The sequence below is a fragment of the Nocardia anaemiae NBRC 100462 genome, assembly GCF_001612725.1.
Classification (GTDB): Bacteria; Actinomycetota; Actinomycetes; order Mycobacteriales; family Mycobacteriaceae; genus Nocardia; species Nocardia anaemiae.
The window spans coordinates 84,080-104,623 of sequence record NZ_BDAZ01000051.1 but is presented as its reverse complement, the minus strand read 5'-3'; the positions used below and the strand labels follow the sequence as shown (position 1 = coordinate 104,623).

8 protein-coding genes are annotated in these 20,544 nt (G+C 66.9%); 2 read left to right on the top strand and 6 right to left on the bottom strand.

Annotated elements, in window-relative coordinates; all coding sequences use genetic code 11:
• Window positions 1–166: 166 nt before the first annotated feature.
• Complete coding sequence (locus tag NA5_RS27155) at window positions 167–2,668, bottom strand: ABC transporter permease (protein WP_062990973.1); 2,502 nt, start codon at window positions 2,666–2,668, stop codon at window positions 167–169.
• A 169-nt stretch (window positions 2,669–2,837) separates the two neighbouring features.
• Between NA5_RS27155 and NA5_RS27150 the strand changes: the two genes are divergently transcribed.
• Complete coding sequence (locus tag NA5_RS27150) at window positions 2,838–3,380, top strand: YaeQ family protein (protein WP_062990971.1); 543 nt, start codon at window positions 2,838–2,840, stop codon at window positions 3,378–3,380.
• A gap of 10 nt (window positions 3,381–3,390) precedes the next feature.
• On the opposite strand, the gene NA5_RS27145 is transcribed toward NA5_RS27150, so the two are convergent.
• Window positions 3,391–3,717, bottom strand: coding sequence for a hypothetical protein (locus NA5_RS27145; RefSeq protein ID WP_062990969.1), 327 nt, complete (start codon window positions 3,715–3,717; stop codon window positions 3,391–3,393).
• 257 nt (window positions 3,718–3,974) lie between these two features.
• On the opposite strand from NA5_RS27145, the gene NA5_RS27140 reads away from it, so the two are divergent.
• Window positions 3,975–4,310 carry an RNA polymerase-binding protein RbpA gene (locus tag NA5_RS27140; protein WP_040691372.1) on the top strand — a complete coding sequence of 112 codons (336 nt, stop codon included), beginning with the start codon at window positions 3,975–3,977 and terminating at the stop codon, window positions 4,308–4,310.
• A gap of 6 nt (window positions 4,311–4,316) precedes the next feature.
• On the opposite strand, the gene NA5_RS27135 is transcribed toward NA5_RS27140, so the two are convergent.
• The 4 genes from NA5_RS27135 to NA5_RS27120 form a co-directional block, all read right to left on the bottom strand.
• Window positions 4,317–4,532, bottom strand: coding sequence for a hypothetical protein (locus NA5_RS27135; RefSeq protein WP_062990967.1), 216 nt, complete (start codon window positions 4,530–4,532; stop codon window positions 4,317–4,319).
• Window positions 4,533–4,639: 107 nt separating this feature from the next.
• Window positions 4,640–5,422 carry an ABC transporter permease gene (locus tag NA5_RS27130; RefSeq protein WP_062991007.1) on the bottom strand — a complete coding sequence of 261 codons (783 nt, stop codon included), beginning with the start codon at window positions 5,420–5,422 and terminating at the stop codon, window positions 4,640–4,642.
• A gap of 83 nt (window positions 5,423–5,505) precedes the next feature.
• Entirely contained in the window at window positions 5,506–6,492 is a 987-nt protein-coding gene (locus NA5_RS27125) for an ATP-binding cassette domain-containing protein (protein WP_174555275.1), read from the bottom strand.
• A 255-nt stretch (window positions 6,493–6,747) separates the two neighbouring features.
• On the bottom strand, window positions 6,748–20,394 hold the full coding sequence (locus NA5_RS27120) for a non-ribosomal peptide synthetase (protein ID WP_084484443.1): 13,647 nt from the start codon (window positions 20,392–20,394) through the stop codon (window positions 6,748–6,750).
• Window positions 20,395–20,544: the final 150 nt, after the last annotated feature.

The window sequence follows — 20,544 nt, the reverse complement described above, 5'->3', positions numbered from 1 at the left end:
CCGGTTGAATCGACTTGCCAGAGACACCGCGCCCGCATCGTAACCCAGACGCCAGGAACACATCGGCAAACCAGCGCTGGGAACACCGCGGCACCGGTCGACTACCAACTCGATTGCGGCGATACCGCTTTCGATCGAACTCTCCCGAAGTTATGCGCATCAGGCATCATTCGACGTCGACTGCGTCAATGATGTTGAGCCGCGCCGCGTGCAGGGCTGGCGGAACCGCCCCGGCGAGGCACAGGAGCAAAGCCCCGAGCCCGAAGACCACAGTCGCCGGAGTGAGCCCGAAGGCGATGTCCAGTCCGAGAACATGTGTGAACGCAAGCGTATTCACATATTGGTTCGCCACGCCGATCGCCAGCCCACAGATGCCGCCGACCACCCCGATCGCCGCCGCCTCCGCGAGCACCATGCGCAGCAAGAAGCGCCGTGATGATCCGATCGCTCGGAGGACACCGAGTTCGCGGCGGCGCTCGAGCACCGACAGCATCAACGTATTGACAAGGGCGACCGCGGCGACGAATACAACGATCCAGGTGATGGCACTGATCAGCACGGTCGCCTGCTGCAGGCTCGCGGTCGTCCCGGCGAGCTCCTGCTGCCCGGAGTACACGTGCACGGACGTCGGCACGGCCGCGCCGATCGCGCGCTGTACCGCCGCCCGGTCCGCGCCCGGTTGCACGGTCACCTCGAGCAGCGTCGAGCCGGGCCGGTCGAACCACTCCCGCAGCTGCGGCAGGCTCATGCCGACGAATCCGGTCAATGCGGAGAAATACGGAAACACCTCGAGCACCTCGACGTGCTGGAAACCGTGCGGCGTCGGAATCGTCAGGTCGTCGCCCGCGCGTACGCCGAGCGTGCGCGCGATATCGCGCGACACCACCACACCGGCACCGGCCAACATCCCCGCCCGCGCCGAAGCACTCAGGGACTCGAACAGCGGATGCCGCGTTCCCGCCGCGAGACCCTGCACGATCACCTTCGACCCTTTGATCGACGCGTAGGCCATCTGTCCAGGCACGACACCGGCGACACCGGGCAATGCGGCGATCGTCTGCTCGATTCCGTTCGGCAGCAGCGGTCCGGTCGGAAACACCTCGTTCGACGTCGGCTGGACCCACACGTCAACCGCCGCCGCCGGGCCGAAGGTGTCGACGGCCGAATCGATCCCGTTCTTGTTCGATCCGGTGATCGACACCGTCATCGCCACCGCGATCAGCACCGATATCACGGTGACCCAGACCCGCCGCGGCGCACGCTCGATAGTGGCCGCCGCGAGCGCGCCCGGTGCGCCGAAATACCTGGCAACCGCGACGGTCGCCGCGACCAACTGATCGAAGCATGCGAAGCAGACGAAAACGGCACCGTCGAGGAACAGCGCCACCGCGCCGATCGACCAGAGACCGAGATCAATTGTGGCGGCGGCGATCGACACGGCGATGGACCCCACACCGGCGACGGCGGCGACGATCCGCAACGACAGGTGGATCCGATCCGCCGACGAGACACCGACCGGCGCGAGCGCTTCGATCGGCGCAACCTTGTACACCTGGCGCGCCGCGACCGCCGCCGCACCGACGCACGCGACCACACAGGCGGTGAGCACCAGTGGCACGGTGAACCCGGGCAGGGCGTACCCGATCCGGACCTGCAAGGACTGGACGAGGGCAGCGGGCAGCAGACCGATCGTCCAGCGGCCCATGAGGATTCCGATGCCGATGCCGAGTACCCCGCCGATGGCGCCGAGCACCGCGGCTTCGGCGAGCAGGTCGCGCACGATGACCTGCTTGCGCCCGCCGATGGCGCGCAGCGTCGAAATGACGCCGCGGCGCTGGTTGATCGCCATGCTCATCGCGTTGTAGATGAGGAATCCCGCGACCACGAGGCCCAGTGCGGCGGCCATCAGCGTCGTGGACCGCAGCACCGCGATGACCCCGCCCGCCTGCGCGGCACGGAAGTTCGGGTCGGCCACCACCGCCCGCCCGGCGACCACGGTGTCGACCGCGGACCGCACCACACCGACGTCGGAACCGGGCGCGGCGACCAGCAATATCGAGTCGATCGTGCCGGTGCGGCCGGTGATCCGCTGTGCCAGCGCGAGCGTCGACATGATGAAGTGGCCGTCGTTGAGTCCCTGCGCCGCAGGTCCGTCGATAACCGCCGCGACGGTGACGGTGGTTTCGTCCGCCTCGAATGTCTCCCCCTCGGACCGGCCGGTGCCGGGCCCGACGAGCACGCCGTTGGGCACCGTGAGCAGCTTCGTGCCGCCGCCGGTCTGCGCGGAGACGGCCCGTTGCAGGTCGCTGTGCAGGGACGCGGCCGAGGCCGGATCAATCCCGATGAGCAGGGTGCGGGTGTCCGCGGATCCGACATCGGCCCGGATCATCGGCACGGCGGCGGCCACCCCGGGCACCCGCGCGAGCTCCGTTTGCAGCGCCTGGCCGAACCCGGCGTCGGTCACGCCCGACACCTCCAGCGCGGCGTTTCCGGCGATATCTGCGCCGAGGCGGTTCACCGACTCGGTGATAGATCCCGAGATACCGAACACCGCGACGAGCAACGCGGCCGAGACCGCGAACACCGCGACCGACATCGTCGTCCGGCTGAGGTGCACGAATAATTCACGAAAGTTGAACAGCCGCAGCCGATCCAGCGCCACGAACATTACAGATACTTACCGACGATATTCGTCATCGCGACGGACAGCGGCACGGCGCATCCGACGACATACACAGCTGGCGGCATGATTCGGAGCATGCCACACCTGACGCCGAAGCGGTTCGTGGATCGCATCCAGCCCGTGCCGTAGACCACACCGTTAAGCTCCTGCTGCTATGGCCATCAGCGCGACACTGCACACCTTCACCGTCCAACTCGCCGACCTCGACCGTGGCGTTTATCAGGAGTTGGAGTTGCGGGTCGCCCGACACCCGTCCGAAACCGCCGAATTCATGCTGACGCGGCTGCTCGCCTACTGCCTCGAATACGAGGAGGGCATCACCTTCAGCGACGGCGGCGTTTCGTCCACCGACGAGCCCGCGGTGCTGGTGCGCGATCTCACCGGACGGCTCACCGCCTGGATCGAGGTCGGCGCACCCGATGCCGATCGTGTACACCGCGGCAGCAAATCGGCTGAACGCGTTGCCATCTACACCCATCGCGACCCGGCCAAGGTGCTCGCACAGCTCACCGGCAAGCGGATCCACCGCGCCGACGCCATTCCGCTGTACAGCTTCGATCGCGACTTCATCGATACCGCCGTCACCGCGATCGAACGCCGCAACACGGTCACGGTATCGATTACCGAGCGACTGCTGTACCTGGATCTCAACGGCACGAACCTGAGTACCTCGGTCGAAGAGCACCGACTCGGCTAGCGGTCGACCCTCACCGCAGCCGTTCCGCCTCGCGCGTAAGGGTCAATAGTGTGGCGCTGAGTGCCTTCAACTCTTCGGTGTCGGCGCCCTCACCGATGGCGGTGGCCACGTCCTCGGCGGCGCAGCGGGCGGCGAACCAGCGGTCGGCCAGATCGGCCGCCTCCTGGGCGCTCAGTACCACCGAATCCGCCGGAATTCCGGTTCCCTTCAAACTGTTGCGGTGTTCGTAGGCGCGTTGGCGACAGGACTGACGGCAGTACCGGCGACGACGTCCGGCCTCCGATTCGACGATCTCCCGCCCACACCACAGGCAGCAGGACAGCAAGCGGCGCGACATGACGCAGAACCCTAATGGTTATGCCGACCGCATGGGGCTCGCGGTCCGGGTTTATCGGCGCGGCGCGGGCGTGGCGGAGTGTGGGCGGGACACCGACTACAATGGAACGGTTCGCCGGTACGCCGATGGGGAACTATTGGCGCAGGCACGATCGTTATACCTAAGGTCCAGCGAGCGTCATGCGTTCATCCGGCAGTGACCGATGAGGGACGCGGTCGCAGCGCAACAAGACTCGAGCACACAGGGAGAGGCACACCATGGCAGATCGCGTACTCCGGGGCAGTCGGCTCGGAGCGGTGAGCTACGAAACCGATCGCGACCACGACCTGGCCCCGCGACGGATTGCTCGGTACCGGACCGATAACGGAGAGGAGTTCGACGTCCCCTTCGCCGACGACGCCGAGATCCCCCCGACCTGGCTCTGCCGCAACGGCCAGGAGGGCACCCTCATGGAGGGCACCACCCAGGAGACCAAGAAGGTCAAGCCGCCGCGCACGCACTGGGACATGCTGCTGGAGCGTCGCAGCAAGGAAGAGCTGGAGGAGCTGCTCAAGGAGCGGCTGGACCTGCTGAAGACGCGACGTCGGGTTTAGGTTCCGTCAGAGGCCGCTTGCATCCAACGGGTGCAGGCGGCCTTTCTCATACCCCACTCGGACATGTCCCGCCGCTGCGGCTGGAATGCGCTCGATGTGCACCGTCGCCGCCATGGCAGGCAGTCCTGGATCTGCGACCTCGGCGGCGACAATCTCCACCCGACCGACCAGCGACGCGTCCAGGATGCCGTATCGAGCAAACAGCCCTTGTGGCAGCCGCACACGTGGGCAGCTAGCACAAGGGCTGTCAACTAGGCGACCGGCTCGGCGTGCCCGAGGCCGAACGACGACTGAGGACGAGCCGCCATGGCACTCGGCGATGACGGCTACTACTTACTTGCCACCTTCCGGTAGCGCAGCAGCGCCAACGGCACGACCACGATAAGGATGGCAAGCGAACACGCCACCGAGTATTCGATGCAGTGGTCGGCGGGCCAACCGGTCGGGGTGCCGAAGGTGGGTGGCGCACCGTTGTCGAAGAGCTTGCGACCGGCGGCGGAAACCGCGGTGATCGGGTTCCATTCGGCCACGGTGCGCAGCGGGCCGGGCAGCGATTCCGCGGAAATGAAGGCCGAAGAGATGAAGGTCAGCGGGAACAACCAGATCAGGCCCGCACTCTGAGCGACTTCGACGGTGGGTGAGAGCAGACCGGTGATCGCGCCGACCCAGGACATCGCGAATGCGAACAGCAGAATTATCGCGAAAGCCGATACGGCATCGACGATCCCGCCGTTGATCCGCCAGCCGACGATATAGCCGCAACCGACCATGACGGCCACGCTCAGAATATTCACCACCAGATCAGAGAGCGTGCGCCCCATCAGCACCGCCAGCCGCGACATCGGCAGCGTCCGCATCCGATCGATGATGCCCTTCTCCAGATCGCCCGCCAGGCCTACTGTGGTGAAGGCGGCGTTGAAAGCGACTGTCTGGGTGAAGATTCCGGCGAGCAGGAATTCGCGATATTGGCCGCCGCCGAGTGAGGCGCCGAAGATGTAGGCGAACAGGAACACGAACATCAGCGGCTGGATCGTCGCGGTCACCAGCAGGGTCGGCACCCGCAGGATGGTCAGCAGATTCCGGTATGCCACGATGGCGCTGTCGCGGATGATCCGGACGTGTGGCTGCCGAATCTCCTGCGGCGATTCGGTTTTCGCGGTGGGTTCGGCTTCGGCGCGCGCGACTGCGGTGCTCATCAAGACAAGATCTCCTCTTGTACATCGTCGATTTCCGGCTCGATTTCGCTCGCCGCGGTGCCGGTCAGGGACAGGAATACGTCGTCGAGAGTGGGCCGGTGCACGCCTGCGTCGACCACGCACACCCCGGCGTCGTCGAGCCTGCGCAGCGCTTCGACCATGGTGCGGGAGCCGTCGGCGACCACGATGGAGACTTCGTCCGCGCCCAGATCGTGGGTCGGTTCACCGATGCCGACCTGCGCGAGGATCGTCAGCGCGGGCAACACGTCCTGGCCGGGGGCCAGAGTGACGGTGAGCCGGTCGCCGCCGATGGAGGTCTTCAACTCGTCTGCCGAGCCCTTGGCGATGACCCGCCCGCGATCGATGACCGTGATGCGGTCGGCGAGCTGGTCGGCCTCTTCCAGATACTGGGTGGTGAGCAGCACCGTGGTGCCATCGTCGACGAGATCGCCGATGACGCGCCACATATCGAGACGGCCGCGCGGATCGAGTCCGGTGGTCGGCTCGTCGAGCACCACCACCGCGGGCCGTGCCACCAGTGCACCGGCCAGGTCGAGCCGCCGCGCCATACCGCCGGAATAGGTACCCGCGCGCCGATGTGCGGCATGGTCCAGGCCGAAGGAGCTCAGCAACTCCGCCGCGCGAGATGTGGCCTGTCGCTGCGACATTCCGTACAGCCGCGCCACCATGCGCAGATTCTCGTATCCGGTCAGGTTGGCATCGACTGCCGCGTACTGACCGGACAGTCCGATGCGCCGCCGTGCGGCCGCCGGATCGCGCAAGACGTCGATGCCCGCCACCCGCACCGATCCGGCACACGGCCGCAGCAGGGTGGTCACGATGCGCACGGTCGTCGTTTTGCCCGCGCCATTGGGCCCGAGCAGCGCCATCACCGTGCCCGCCGGGATCTGTAGGTCGACCTCGTCCAGCACCCGCGCCCGGCCGTAGGTCTTGACCAGGCCGTGCACCTCTACCGCCAGACTCACGACACGACCTGCCGAGCCCTCGCCCCCGGCGCCCATACTCTCGCCGCGCCTGCTACCGATTGCGCACCGCCTGTCATCTCGCTCAGGACTGCACCTCGCTGACACTCGCTCACGATTCGCTCCTACTCCGCCCCTCGGCACCGGCGTCCCGGCCCGCGCGGTCGTCGGCGATATCTCGCGCGAATCCGCCTCGGTGACACCGGGTTTCGTCGATGCGTACGGGTGCTGTGTGGATGGATTGTTCGAAACGCTCTCTCAAGACCGTGCCTCCTGCCCCGATGCGCCTTCCAGATGCTCGTTGAGCACGGGACCGATGACGGCGAGTGCTTCCGGTGTCGTCATCGCCGAGTGTTTGCAGGGCAGGTCGTGGTTGTGAATGGTGCCGGTGACGAACGGTGCCCATGCCGCGGCGCAGCGGGTCGGGTCGGTGTGGTTGATCTCGTCATCGGCCGCGGTGAAGAAGAGCACGTCACCGTCGAAGGTCCGCGGCCGGAAGCCGTGGGCCAGCACGGTGCCATTGGTGTAGCCCGCGTACAGGCGCTCCAGGTGTTCGACGGTCAGGGCGGCGAACGGTCCGGGGCGCGAGCGCAGCAGTTCGGCGGCGTCGCGCAGGGTCATGCGTGGGTCGAGGTCGACGTCATCGGCGGCACTGCCGAATTCGCCGATAATCTCGGCCACCGTGGGGATCGCATGCTCGAGCCATTCGTCGGTGAGCTGGTAGCTGTCCATCATCGACAGCAGCGCGACCTGCTCGCCCGCCTCCTGCAATTGGACCGCCACCTCCTGCGCGATCAGACCGCCCAGCGACCAGCCGAGCAGATGGTAGGGCCCTTCGGGCTGGATCGACTTGATATGTGCCACATAGTTTTGCGCGGCCTCGCCGATCGAATCGAACCCGTCCTCACCCGCGACATGCGGTGCCTGCAATCCGTACACCGGTCGCTGCGCGGGCAGATGCGCGAGCAGGCCCGAGTAGCACCAGGACAGTCCGATCGCGGGATGGATGCAGAACAGCGGAGCCAGGCTCGCGGCGGTGCGGGCCCGGATCGGCAGCACCGGCTCCAGCGTCGCGGCGATGGCCGCGCCGGGGTGAGCGGCTCCGTCCAGCCGGGCCGCGATGGCGGCCGGAGTGGACTCGCCGAACATCAGCTGCACCGGGATATCGATCCCGTTGGCGCGCAACTCTGCCACGACCTTGGTGGCCAGCAGGGAGTTGCCGCCGAGTTCGAAGAATCCGTCGTCCACACCCACCGTCTCGACACCGAGCACCGTCGCGAAGGCAGCGCACAGCTGTACTTCGGTCGGGGTGGTCGGCGCCCGATAGCCTTCGCTCGCACTGAAGACCGGTTCCGGCAACGCGTTTCGGTCGAGCTTGCCGACCGGGCTGAGCGGAACCTGGTCGATCAGCATGATCGACTGCGGCACCATGTAATTCGGCACCCGCTCGGCGAGATGTTCGCTGAGTTCGGCCGTGCTCGGCGTGATGCCATCGCGGGGCTTCACATACGAGACCAGTGCCGTCGCACCGGCGGGGGTGCGATACCCGATGGTCGTCGAGAACTCGACCTGCTCGTGCCGCGCGAGCGCGGCGTCGATCTCGCCGAGTTCGATGCGGAAGCCGCGGATCTTCACCTGATGGTCGGTGCGGCCGAGGTATTCGATTTCGCGAGCCGAGTCGGAGCTGTGCCCGAACCAGCGCACGAGATCGCCGGTGCGATACATCCTTTCCCCCGGCTTGCCGTACGGATTCGCGATGAACCGCTGCGCGGTCAGCCCCGGCCGGTTCAGATAACCTCGCGCCAGCGCAGTACCCGCCAGATGCAGTTCACCGGTCACCCCGACCGGCGCGGGATACAGCCGCCCATCGAGGATGGTGGCGTTGACGCCGCGGATCGGCTCGCCGATCGTGATCGGCCCGCCCGGTGTCATCGGCTGGGAGATCACCGTGACAATCGTGGTCTCGGTCGGCCCGTACACGTTGTACAGATTGCGGCCGGGCGCCCAGCGGGTAACCAGGTCCGGCGGCAGTGCCTCGCCGCCCACCAGCACATGCGCCAGTTCGGTGACGCCGGTCGGATCGACCGTGCCGAGTGCCGAGGTGGTGATGAACGCGTGCGTGATCCCCTCGTCGATGAACACCCTGCCCAGTTCGGCGCCGCCGACCACCCCCGGTGGCGTGATCACCAGCGTCGCCGCACCACCGAGTGCGAACAGCAGGTCGAGCATCGCGGCGTCGAAGCTCGGCGTCGCGAAATGCAGGACCCGGCAACCCGGGTGCACCTCGAAGCGCTCCGCGGTCTCCGCCGCGAAGTTCGACAGGCCACCATGGGTGACCACGACGCCCTTGGGGGTACCGGTCGAGCCGGAGGTATAGATGACGTAGGCCGGATTGTCCACCCGCAGCAAACTGGTCCGCTCGTCCATCTCGATCGGCGCATCGGAGGTATCCAGGACCCGCCCACGGAATTCGGCATCGTCGAGCACGATCCACTCGGCATCGCCTGGCATCTGATCACGGTGTGCGGCCAGCGTGATCCCCAGTGCCGCACCGGAATCGGTGAGCATATGGGAGATCCGCTGCGCCGGATACATCGGATCGACCGGTACGAATGCCGCACCAGCCTTGGCCACCGCGAGCATTGTCGCCACCGACTCGACCGAGCGCGGAATCCCGAGCGCCACCAGCGCTTCCGGACCAACGCCGCGTTCGATGAGCACCCGCGCCAGCCGGTTGGTCCACCGGTCGAGCGCGTCGTAGCTCACCTGGGTGTCGCCCGAACGCAGTGCGATGGCCTTGCGGTCGAGATTCGCCGCGGTCTCGAACACCTCGGGGAAGGTGACCGGCCGGTCCGCCTCGGCCCCGCGCACCGGGGCCAGCCCGGACCACTCGGCGGGATCGAGCAGCTCCAGATCACCCACGGCGGTGGTCGGATTCGCGGCGACTCCGGCGAGCAGCCGGACCAGTCGCTTACCGAGCCGCTGCGCGGTCTCCTCGTCGAACAGATCGCTGGCGTAGTTGACCGACAGCTTGATGCCGCCGGGTTCCCTTGCGCCGGTTTCGGATTCGGTCAGCGTGAACTGCAGATCGAACTTCGCGATCCCGGTGTCGACATCCTCGGACTCGATGCGCAGGCCGGGCAGCTCGAGCACCCGCACCGGATGGCTCTGCACCGAGAGCATCACCTGGAACATCGGGTGGTGGGCCCGCGAGCGCACCGGATTCAGCACCTCGACGAGCCGCTCGAACGGCAGGTCCGCATGCGCGAACGCGTCCAGATCGGTATCGCGCACGGCGTGCAGCAGATCGGTGAACCTGGCGTCCGGATCGATCCGGGTGCGCAGCACCAACGTGTTGACGAACATGCCGACCATTCGATCCAGCTCGGGGTGGCCACCGCGCCCGGCGATCGGCGTGCCGACAGTGATGTCGTCGGTCGCGGTCATCCGGTGCAGCAGTACCGCGAGCGCGGCGTGCAGCAACATGAACATGCTGACGTTATTGCTGGTGGCAATCGTGCGCAGTTCCCGATGGGTCAGCGCGTCGATGGGGCACTCGACAATGCCGCCGCGATAGCTCGGCACGGGCGGGCGCGGCCGGTCCGTGGGCAGGTTCAGCAGCTCCGGAATTCCGTCCAGGGTGTCGCGCCAGTAGTCGAGCTGGCGATGGACCACCGAATCGGGATCGTCCTCGCTGCCGAGCGTGTCCTTTTGCCAGAGTGTGTAATCCGCGTACTGGATCTCCGATTCCGGCCAGTCCGGCGTCGTGTCCTCGCATGCGGCCGCATAGGCGGCGGCCACATCGGCGGCCAGAGGTGCCAGCGACCAGCCGTCCATCGCGATGTGGTGGACGACCAGCACCAAGACGTGCTCGGTCGATGCCCCCGATATCGCGTCGGTGGATCCGTCCTCGTCGACCGTGATCAGCGCGGCCCGCAGCGGCACGGATGAGGCGAGATCGAATCCCGGGGCCGCGAAACTCTGTATCGCGCCGGGTATTTCGGACGAGGGCATACTCGTGACGAACAGCCTGACGGCCGCATCGGCCGGATCGAGAATCCGCTGCGTTGGCATCCCATCGATCTCGGGGAAGACCGTTCGCAGCGTCTCGTGCCGCTGCTGTACGGCATGCAATGCCCGTACCAGCGCATCGCCGTCCAGCTCGCCGCGCAACCGCAGCACCACTGGAATGTTGTAGGCCCCGGCGGCATGATCCGCGCCGTCCCCGTTCTGGTTGAACCGGTTCAGGAACCACAGTCGATACTGCGCAGCCGACAATGGAATCCGCTCCGGCCGATCGCGGCGCACCAGTTCCGCACGGGTGTCCGGACCGGATCCGGAATCGAGCAGCGTCGCGAGTTCGGCGACCGTCGGCGTGGTGAAGACGGTGCGGACCTCGAGCCGGATATTGGTCGCCGCGGCCAGCCGGGCCACGAGTTGGGTTGCCAGCAGTGAATTTCCGCCGATATCGAAGAAGCTGTCATCGGCGCTCACGTCCTCGACACCGACCAGCTCGCCCATCACCTCGGCGACCAGCCGCTCGGAGTCGGTCGCCGGTGCGCGCTGCGCCGTGCGCATCGTCAGCTGCGGTTCCGGCAGTGCGGCGACATCGAGCTTGCCGGTCGGGGTCAGTGGAATGGTGTCCAGCACCGTGATACTCGCCGGAACCATATGTGCGGGAAGCTGTCCGGCGACGTGGGCGCGCACCGCGTCGATATCCGGTGTGGTGTCGTCGGCGGGGTGGATGAACGAGACGATCCGATCGGCGCCCGCGATATGGCGCACCTCGGTGTGCGCGAACCGCACGTGCTCATGTGCGGCGAGCGCATTGGTGATCTCGCCGAGTTCGATGCGGAAGCCGCGCACCTTGACCTGATGGTCACTGCGTCCGAGGTAGACGATCTCGCCCTCGGCATTCCAGCGCACCACGTCGCCACTGCGGTACATCCGCGACCCCGGCGGTCCGAATGGGTCGGCGACGAATCGCGTCGCGGTGAGTGCGAACCGGTCGAGATACCCACGGGTGACGCCGAATCCGCCGAGGTACAGGTCGCCTGGCACACCGACCGGCACTGGACGCAGCCGCTCGTCGAGCACCAGCGCGCGGGCACCGCGCACCGGGGTGCCGATAGTGATCGGCTCGCCGACCACCATCGGATCGGAGATCGTGACGACGACGGTGGTCTCGGTCGGCCCGTATCCGTTGAACAGCTCCCGTCCCGGGGCCCAGCGAGCCACCAAGTCCGGACCATAGGCCTCGCCGCCAACCATGACCGCGCGCAGGCTCGGCAACGACCACCGTTCCCGATCAATGGTGGCCAGCGCGGCCGGGGTGATGAACGTGTGGGTGACGCCTTCGCGCTCGATCAGCGCGGCCAGTTCGTCGCCGCCGTAGATATCCGGCGGGACGATCACCATGGTCGCACCGGATCCGATCGCCAGCAGCAGATCGAAGATGGCCGCGTCGAAGCTCGGGGACGAAAAGTGCAGCGTGCGCGAATCCTTGTCGATCCGCATCCGCTCGCGGACCTCGTCGCCGAAATTCGACAGTCCGCTGTGCGTGACTGCCACGCCCTTGGGTTTGCCGGTCGAGCCCGAGGTGTAGATCACGTAGGCCAGATCGGCGATCTCGACGGGGCGCAGGCGTTCGTAGTCGTCGACCAGGCAGTCGTCGAATTCGTCCAGTTCCTCGATGAATTCGGGAGCGTCCAGCAGCAGCCAGTCGGTGCCCGCGGTCGCGGGCAGCCGATCGGCGTGCTCGGAAAGCGTGACACCCACCGTGCACCCGGAGTCGACCAGCATGTGCCGCACCCGGTCGGCTGGATAGTTCGGATCCACCGGCACGAATGCGGCACCGGACTTGGCGACCGCGAGCATCGTGATGACCGAGTCGACCGACCGGGTCAGGCCGAGTGCCACCCGGTCACCCGGGCCGAGCCCGCGCTCGATCAGCGCCCGTGCCAACCGATTCGAGCGCGCGTCGACCTCGGTGTAGGTCAGCGAGGTGCCGCTCGCGCGGATCGCCGTGCGCTGCGGATGCATATGCGCGGTGGCGGTGAAGTAAGCGGCCAGCGTGCACTGCGGCGTGGTAGCGCCGCCGGTGGCCGGGGTGAGCTGTCCGCGCTCGAATGCGGTGCGCACGTCGATATCTCGGACCAGCACCTGCGGCCCGGCGGCGACGGCCGCCAAAACAGCCAGGAACCGATCGGCCAGCGTTTTGACCGTTTCCGCATCGAAAAGCTCTGCGGCATAGACGAATTCGAAGTCACGCGCCGACGTGCCGGATCCGGCGTCGCGAGCGGCGGTACCGACGCGCAGTTCCAGATCGAATTTGGCCAGCGCGATATCCAATTCCTCGGCACGCAGCGCGAGGTCGGGCAGTTCCAGCGACGGCACCGGTCCGTCCTGCACCGTCAGCGCCACCTGGAACAGCGGCTGGCGACCGCTGCCGCGGGCATCGCGTCCCATCTCCTTGACGATGCGCTCGAACGGAATATCCGCATGCGCCATGGCCGCCAGCTCGTTGTCCCGATCCGCGCGCAGCAGCGTCGCGAACGGAATATCCGGGTCGACGTCCGAGCGCAGCACCAGCGTATTGACGAACATGCCGACCAGCTCGTCGAGCTTGGTATCGGTGCGCCCCGCGACCGGCGTGCCGATCACGATATCCCGACCACCGGTAATGAACCGCAGCATGACCGCGAGCGCCGAGCGCAGCACCATGAACATGCTCACGCCCTGCTCGCGCGCCAGTTCGGCCAGCGCCTTCCGCATTGGCTCGGGCACGGTGAAGCGCACCGAACCCGCCTCCTGCGTCGGCTCCGCCGGCCGCAGCCGATCGTAGGGCAGCGGCAGCTCGTCCGGCAGGTCCGCCAGTGCGGTGCGCCAGTAGGCGAGTTGCTCGCCCGCGAGGCTGTCCGGATCGGCCTCGTCACCGAGGTAGGCGCGCTGCCACAGCCCGAAATCGGCGTACTGCACCGGAAGTGGCGTCCAACCGGGCGCCACACCCTTGCGTCGGGCCAGATAGGCGGCGGCCAGATCCCGGGTCAGCGGGCCGAGCGACCAGCCGTCGGCGGCGATGTGATGTATCACGATGCCGAGCAGATGACGCTGAGAGTCGGTGCGCAGCAAGGTGATCCGCAGCGGGATGTCCTTGGTGAGATCGAATCCGCTGCGGGCCATGGCCCGCAGTGCCTGCTCGGCGGCACCCTCGTCGGCCGCCACCGGCTCGACCACCGGCATGGCCTTGGCGGTCGGCAGCACCGACTGCTGGGCGCCGAGATTGTCCTCGGGGAAGACGGTGCGCAGCACCTCGTGCCGCTCGACCAGATCCGTCAGCGCGGCGCGCAGTGCCGCCACATCCAGATCGCCGTCGATCCGAATCACGAATGCGATGTTGTACGCGCTCGATTCGGGTGAGAATCGATTGAGGAACCACAGTCGCTGCTGGGGCAGCGACAATGGAATGCGTCCCGGACGCGGGGTATGCACAGCCAGCGCCACCCGTTGCGTCCGGGGCGCTTCCGCTATCCGTTCCGCGATACCGGCCACCGTCGGCGCCTCGAAGATCAGCCGCACCGGCAGTTCGACGCCGAATTCCGCGTACAGCGCGGCGGCGAGCCGGGTGGCCAGCAGCGAGTTGCCGCCGACGTCGAAGAAGCTGTCCTCCGCGCCCGTCATCGGATGGCCGAGGGTTTCGCCGAACACCGCCGCGACGCGCTGCTCCAGCAGCGTACTCGGCGCACGCGAGGAACCCGCGGCCGCGAAAACCGGTGCGGGCAGGGCCTTTCGATCCAGTTTCCCGGCCGGGGTGACGGGCATCTCGTCGAGTACCGCAATCGAGGCGGGCACCATGTAACCGGGCAGCCGCTGACGCGCGGTCTCGATGAGATCGGCGGCATCGATCGGTTCATCCGCGGTCACATAGGCGACCAGGCGGGCCTGGCCGTGTTCGTCGGTGTGCACGACGGTGAGCACGGCATTCACACCCGGATGGGCGCGCAACACGTGGTCGATTTCGCGCAGTTCGATGCGGAAGCCGCGAATCTTGATCTGGTCGTCGGCGCGGCCGAGGAAGCGCAGCTGTCCGGTCGGATCCGAGACCACGAGATCGCCGGTGCGGTACATCCTTTCACCGCGCCTGCCATGCGGATTGGCCGGGAAGCTCTGTGCGGTAAGGCCGTATCGGCCAAGATAACCGCGGGCCAACCCGGGGCCGGACAGGTAGAGCTCACCCGGGGTGCCCGGTGGCACCGGATGCAGTCGCGCGTCCAGCACGAACAGCCGCATACCGCGCACCGGCATGCCCAGCGGCACCGGGCGGCCCGCCTGCATCGGACCGCTGGCGGTGGCCGCGACGGTAGCCTCTGAAGGTCCGTACATATTGTGGATGCGGTGCTCGGCCGACCACCGTTCGACCAGTTCCTCCGAGCACGCCTCACCACCGACGATGACGGCCTCGAGCTCGTCGAGCCCCTCCTCCGGCACGGTGGCCAGCGCGGCCGGTGTGATGAAGGCATGGGTGACCCGCTCTGTGCGAAGCAGACCGGCGAGTTCGGTGCCGCCGTACATGCCCGCGGGGGCGATGACGATGGTGGCGCCCGCCGCGAACCCGAGCAGTATCTCCAGCACCGACGCGTCGAAGCTGGGCGAGGAGAAGTGCAGCGTGCGTGCCGAATCCGTCACACCGAACAGGTGCATCTGTTCCTGTGCCAGCGAGGCGATACCGGCATGGGTGACGACGACGGCCTTCGGCTTTCCGGTGGAACCCGAGGTGTAGATCAGGTAGGCCGGATTTCCGGTGCGCAGCGGGTAGTGGCGGTCCGCGTCGGTGACGGGAGCGGTTGAGTAGCGGGCGGATTCGGCGGCCAGTTCCTCGGAGCCGAGCACCAGCCAATCGACATAGTGCTTGCGGTGCTTACCGCCCCCGGCGGGCCAGGCGGGCATGGCGGCCAGGGATTCCGCAACGGTGAGCCCGAGCATGGCACCGGAATCGGCGATCATATGTCCGATCCGCTCGGCCGGGTAGCTCGGATCGATCGGCACATATGCCGCACCGGTTTTCGCCACCGCCCAGATCGCCGCGATGGAATCGAGGCTGCGCGGCAAGGCGACCGCCACCACCACCTCGGGTCCGGCACCGTGCTCGATCAGCGTGCGCGCCAGCCGGTTCGACATCTCGTCGAGTTCGCGATAGCTGGTGTCGACGCCCTCGTAGCGCACGGCGGTCGCATCCGGCAACCGCTCGGCGATGTCGGTGAACAGCTGCGCCAGGGTGATCGAGGGCTCGCCGGGTGCACCGGCGATCGGCACGAGCTTCGCGTTCTCGCGCAGGTCCAGAATGTCCAGATCGCCGACCGGACGATTCGGCTCGACGACGACGGCACTGAGCACGGCGATGAAGCGCCGGGCGAACGATTCCACCGTGCGCTTGTCGAAAACATCGGTGGCATAGGCGAATTCGGCATGCAACGGACCATCGGCGATGCCGTCGTGCAGTTCCAGCTGCAGATCGAATTTGGCGATATCGTCGGCGATCGGCAGCACCTGCGCCTGCACACCAGGGAGATCGATACGCAGGTCCGGTGCGCGGTCATAGGACAGCATCACCTGGAAGAGCGGATGCCTGGCGGCGGAGCGCTCGGGGTTGACGAGTTCGACCAGCCGCTCGAACGGCACATCCGCATTGGCGAAGGCATTGAGGTCGGTTTCGCGGACCACATCCAGCATCTGGTCGAATCCGGCGGCCGGATCGACCTCCGTCCGCAACACCAGCGTATTGACGAACATGCCGACGAGATCGTCGAGCGCGGGATCCGAACGGCCCGCGATAGGGGTGCCGATTGCGACATCGGTGCTCACGCACAGCCGCGAGAGCAGGGCAGCCAATGCGGCGTGCAGCACCATGAACATGCTGACACCCCGGCTGGCGGCGAGTTCGCCTGCGGCGCGGCGGATCTCGGGCGGGATGGTGAATTCGACCCGGCCGCCGTCGGTCGAGCGGCGCAGTGGGCGCGGACGATCAAGTGGCAGGTCGAGCTGGTCCGGTAGACCGGTGAGGGCCGAACGCCAGTAGGCGAGCTGGCGGCTGAGCGCACTCGCCGGATCGGTTTCGTCGCCGAGCAGTTCGCGCTGCCACAGGGCGAAATCGGCGTACTGCACCGGCAGCGGGTTCCACTGCGGTGCCATGCCGTTCGCCCGCGCGGCTACCGCGGACATCAGATCCTTGGCCAGTGGTGCGATCGACCAACCGTCACCGCAGATGTGGTGCAGCACGATGAGGAATACGTGCCGATCGGGTCCGGTGCTCCACAGGGCCACCCGGATCGGGGCCTGACTGCGCAGATCGAAGCCGTATCCGGCGAACTCCTCGGCGAGTGCGCGCACATCGGCGCCGGTCGCATCGATCGGATCCAGGGTGAGCGGGATATCGGTGGCCGGATGCACGAGCTGATACGGGCCTTCGGGCGCATCCGGGAAGGTGGTACGCAGGGATTCGTGCCGTTCGATCACATCGACGAGCCCGGCACGCAGCGCCACGAGATCGAGGGGGCCGTCGATCTCCACGGCCAGCGGCATGTTGTAGGCGGCGGCATGTTCGGCGAAGCGGTTCAGGATCCACAGCCGTTGCTGAGCCAGCGACAACGGAATCCGCTGCGGCCGTTGCGCCGGTACCAGTTTCGGCGAGGACGCATCCGGGTTGTGCGTGGCGAAGCGCTCGATCAACGCGGCGATGGTCGAGGCCTCGAACAGGTCGCGGATGGTCAGTCCGGTGCCGAGGGCGGCATTGATCCGCGCGACGGCACGAGCGGCGATCAGCGAATTGCCGCCGAGATCGAAAAAGCCGTCCTCGACACCGATTCCGTCGATGCCGAGAACTTCGGTGAAGATCCCGGCGAGTACCCGTTCCACCTCGGTGCGTGGTTCGGCGGTGAGGTGGCCGGGCGGGCGGGCGGCAATGGGTTCGGGCAGCGCCTTGCGGTCGATCTTCCCGTTCGCGCTCAACGGGAGTTCGTCGAGCAACATCAGCACCGAGGGCACCATGTAGCCGGGCAGTGTGCGACGCAATGCATTCAGCAGTGCGGTACTGTCCAGAGTGCCCGAAAAGGCCGGTACGGCAACAACATAGGCGATGAGTTCGTCGCCGGTGCGGCCATGGTGGGCGACGCAGACGGCACGGGCGATCCGTTCGTCGGCAAGCAGTGCCGCCTCGATTTCGCCGAGTTCGATGCGCAGTCCGCGGATCTTGACCTGAAAGTCGCTGCGGCCCAGGTATTCGAGGACACCCCGACCCGAATCGCCCTGGTGGTTGCCGAGATCCGGATCGCCCTGCCAGCGCGCAAGATCGCCGGTGCGGTACATCCGGGCACCGGGGGTGAACGGGTTGGCCACGAAACGGTCAGCGGTCAAACGGGATTGGCCGAGATAACCGCGAGCCAGCTGGACGCCCGCGAGATACAACTCGCCGACGACCCCCGGCGGCACCGGCCGCAGCTGTGCGTCCAGGACGTAGGTCTGGGTGTTCCACACCGGCGAGCCGATCGGCACGGTTTCCGGGTCGGCCGGGCACGGCCAGTAGGTGACATCGACGGCGGCCTCGGTCGGCCCGTACAGATTGTGCAGTTCGGGCCCGTGCAGGGCGGCGTGGAAATCACGAACGGTGGCCGCAGGCAACGCCTCACCGCTGCAGAACACCCGACGCAGCGTGGTGCAGCCGCGCACGTCGGTGTCGGTGACGAACACCGAAAGCATGGACGGCACGAAATGTGCGATAGTAATGGACTTTTCGGCGATGGTCCGGGCCAGGTAGCCGGGATCGCGATGGCCGTCCGGCGTCGCGATGACCAGTCGCGCGCCGATCTGCAAGGGCCAGAAGAATTCCCAGACCGAGACGTCGAAGGTGGCCGGAGTCTTCTGCAGTACCGCGTCGGTGGTATCGAGCGGATATTCGTGCTGCATCCAGCGCAGCCGGTTGACGATCGCGGCGTGGGTTACGCCGACACCCTTGGGTTTTCCGGTCGAACCGGAGGTGAAAATCACGTACGCGAGGTGATCGGCACGCAGCGGGGTGCGCCGGTCGGTGTCGGTGATCGGGTGGGCATCGAAATCCGCGAGGTCGACGATATCGATCGCCACCGCGTCCGCGCCGTCGGGCAGCGCGAGTTCGTCTCGGGCCGCGGTCAATACGCAGACCGGATCAGCCTGCGCGAGGATCTGTTCGATCCGCTCGACGGGGTGGTCGGAATCCAGCGGCAGGTACGCCGCGCCCGACTTGATGATCGCGTACATGCCGACGACCAACTCGAGGCTGCGCCGCAGGTACAGTCCGACCACCTTCTCCGGGCCCGCGCCGCGCGCGATGAGCAGTCGGGCCAACCGATTGGCACGCTCATCGAGTTCGCGGTAAGTCATTGTCTCATCACCGAATTCGAGCGCGACCGCATCGGGGCAGATCATCGCCCGATCGGTGAACAAGCCGGACAGGGTGCCCTGCTGCGGCGCGGTGTCGGTGGCGTTCCAGGTGTGCACGACGCGCTCGTGCTCGTCATCGGTGATGGCGCGCAGGCTCTCGGCGCGCGTATCGGGTTCGGCGGCGAGGAAGCGGGTCAGGAAGTCCAGGAACCGGGTATGGTGCGCGGTGACCTCGGACTCCGCGTAGAGCTGCGGATTGGCCTCGAAGTCGACATGGATGCGACCGCCCTCGCCGTTGTACAGATTGATGGACAGGTCCTCAACCGGGCCGGTGGCCAGCACATGCAGTGAGCCGAGCAGACTGCCGAACTTCAGCTCGTCGTGGAACAGCATGATGTTGACCATCGGACCGAAGAACCCGCGCGCATCGCGGGAGTAGCCGCAATCGCGGCGGATGTCGTCGTGCCGGTAGCGCTGGTGCCGCAGCGCTCCGGTGATCTGCAATTCGGCGGTGCGAACCACATCGCGCACGGTGGTGTCGGCATCGAAGCGCACCCGGATCGGCACCACATTCGAGACCACGCCCGCGGAGCGGCGCAGCGCGACCGTGGTCCGCGCCGAGACCGGCAGGCTCAGCACCACGTCCGGATTACCGGTCACCGACCGGACGTAGGCGGCCAGTGCGGCGACGAACATGGTCGAGCTGTGCGTCTCGAGTTCGGCCGTGGCCGCGGTCATGGCTGCCTCGGCGGGCTCGTCGAGGACCGCGCAAGCACGCCGCCGCCCCGCGTCGGGGGCGGCGGTCAGGCCGTTCACGCTGGACAGAGTCATCGGTCCACCCGCGCCCGCTAATTGCTCCAGCCAATAGTCACGGTCGTTGCGGAACCGGCTGGAGTCGCGGTATGTGGATTCATCGGCATAGATTTTGGCCAGCGGTGTGGCTCGGGACGGCTCGGGTTCGGTGCGGTTCTCCACCGCCGTATAGATCTCCGCGGTGCGGGTGAGCGCGTTCATCGCGCCGTAGCCGTCGATCACGATGTGATGGCCGCGCGCGTACCAGATGTAGTCGGATTCACCGGTCCGCAGCACTATGTTCGTGGTCAGTGGATCGCGCTCGAAATCGATCGGTGAGCTGGCGTGCTCGTTCATCCAGCGCAGCGCGGCAGCATGCGGATCGGGCTCGTCGCGCAGATCGATCCGGCCCCAGCCGGGGCGGCGGGAGTGGTCGATGACCTGATGTGGAACACCGTCGATCTCGATCAGCCGCACATGTCCGACCTGCGTTTCGACACCGAACCGCTCGATCGAGTACAGCAAGCGTCCGACGTCCAAGTCTCCGTGGATCTCGACATACTGCGCAATGGTCAGCGGGACATCCGGGCGGATACGTTGGGCGTACCAGAGGGCTGTTTGCGCTGGCGACAGTGCGAATGGTTGTGCCGAGAATTCACCGGAAGAGCATTGGTCGACGCGATCCGTGGCCAATGACTTCATCAATCACTCCTTCTGCCGCTGTTGATGCACAACTCCCCGAGCACCGCCACCGCAGGCGCGCACGCGCCAGCTGTAGGACGTGATCCACGCCCATAGATTCGGAGCACCTAATGCAGCGGATGGCCAGCGTTGCGGATTTGTTTCACTTCG